Raw genomic sequence first — 1,988 nt, forward strand, 5'->3', positions numbered from 1 at the left:
CGGCGGCCCGGAGCCGTCCTCCCCTCCAGCGTGCGCCGCCGCCCCGCACCGCGCATCACCGGCCGGGCGGCCCGCATGACCGGCCGGAGCCCAGCACAGCCTCCAGCCGCGCCGGACCCCGGAGCCCCCGTCACCCGCCAGCGCCCAGCGCCGCCTCCAGTCGCAGCGCCGTCCGCGCGGCGGTGGTGGTGTCCTCCCGGTCGGCCGCCGCGCGCAGGTCGCGGAGCAGGGCGTCGACGCGCTCGGCCTGTGCCTCCGGGGCGGAGCCGCGCGCCCGGTCCCAAGTGAGTTCGAGCGAGGTGACGTCCCCGGCCACCGCGCCCGCGTCCTTCGCCCCTGCGTCGATCGCCGACTGGCGGGCCCACAGGGACATCCGGGCGGCCTCCACGGCGGCCAGGGGCTCGTAGCGCAGGTGCAGGTCGAGCTGGTTCTGGGCGACCCGCAGCACCGCACCGCGCGCGGCCTGCGCGTCGCGTTCCTTCACCGCCGCGGTGAGCGCGTCGAGGTCGCGGTCCATCTGCCGGACCAGGAGGGCGGGCACCCGATCGGAGGCCCGGTACGCGTCCCAGGCGGCGTCGGCGCGCCTTGCCGCCGCGTCGTCCGCGGCCCCGGTGTGGGCCGCGCGCACCGCCCTCGCCAGGCTCGTGAGCCCGGCGGGCACAGGCCCGGGCGTGGCGTCGGTGGGGACGGCGAGGGACACCGCCTCCAGGTCGCCGCCGGGCGAGCCGGTGGAGAACTCTCCGTACCCGGGGGCGAAGACCTTGTTCTCGCGCGTGCCGTCCATGTGCAGCTCGTTCACGGTGATCGCGCCGCGCACCGGCCCGTACGGGCCGGGCACGGTCCGGTCGACGGCCTTGACGGTGACCTCCTCGAAGACGATCCCCGGGGCGTTCTCGGGCCGGTAGACGTCGCCGGCCTTCGGCTCCGCCGGCATGATCATCGCGGCGGGGCCGGTCTTCCCGGCGAGCCAGGTGCCCTCCGTGTCGGCGACCACGCCGTCGTCGTAGTTGAAGACGTCCTCGCCGAGGTACCACACGGAGCCGTCGTCGGCCTGGGCGAACCAGTCGAGCGCGAGCTCGACGATGCGCCCGTCGGACAGGGCCATGTACTGGAGCGTCCGCACCGGCACCTTCCTGCCGTCCAGCTCGATCGTCTTCGCGTCGGGCAGCAGGGTGAACTCGGTCCGGAACGGCTTGCCGTCCACCTGACCGCCGTAGATCACCTGCTGGACCTTCGTACTGGGGTGGAGCGGGTTGGTGATCACGGTCGGCCGGGAGAACACGGGCTTCGCGAGATCCACCCGGTCCGCGCTCGGCGCGAGCGGCAGGCAGCGGTCGGTCTTCCGGCCGCTCGTGGCGTCCACGACGGGCACGCATTCCGTGCTGCTCCCGCTCGGCGTGCCGGCCGCGCAGGAGCTGCCGGCCAGGGTCACGGCGAGCACCGCCGTCACGGCGGCGGCGAGGCTCTTCCTGTTCATGGCTGCCTCCTCACGTTCCCGTCCGGAACGCTGCCATGCGGGCGCTGAAGGGACGCTGAACGGAGCTGAACCGGCCTTCAGAGAAGCTCCGCGGGCGGGGTGTCGGCGGCGGGAAGGGTGACCTCGAAGCGGGCCCCGCCGAGCGTCTCGCCGTCGACCGCCCGGACGTCGCCGCCGTGGGCGGCGACGAGTTCGGCCACGATCGCGAGCCCGAGGCCGCTGCCTTCGGAGGCGTCGCCGTCCGCGCGGTCCCGGGCGTCGTCGAGGCGGACGAACCGTTCGAAGATCCGCTCCCTTTGGTCGGCGGGGACGCCGGGGCCGTCGTCCTCGACGCCGAGCACGATCCGGCCGTCCTGGGCGGTCGCCAGGTCGAGGGCCACGCGTCCGCGGGCGTGCCGGGCCGCGTTGTCGCCGAGGTTGCGTAGGACGCGGCGCAGTCCGCGCTCGTCGGCGTGCAGCCGGGCCGCGGTGACGGCGGAGGCGGTGACGGTGAGGCCGGGGTGGGCGACGC

The 1,988-nt window shown here is 75.6% G+C and carries 2 protein-coding genes; both read right to left on the minus strand.

Annotated elements, in window-relative coordinates; translation table 11 throughout:
• Window positions 1-130: 130 nt before the first annotated feature.
• Window positions 131-1,477 carry a hypothetical protein gene (locus tag VIU94_RS41950; protein ID WP_331920482.1) on the minus strand — a complete coding sequence of 449 codons (1,347 nt, stop codon included), beginning with the start codon at window positions 1,475-1,477 and terminating at the stop codon, window positions 131-133.
• Between the two features lie 77 nt (window positions 1,478-1,554).
• Window positions 1,555-1,988 (minus strand): sensor histidine kinase (locus tag VIU94_RS41955; RefSeq protein WP_331920484.1); only part of this gene is annotated, 434 nt, incomplete at its 5' end.

It is taken from the genome of Streptomyces sp. (assembly GCF_036566765.1).
GTDB lineage: Bacteria > Actinomycetota > Actinomycetes > Streptomycetales > Streptomycetaceae > Streptomyces.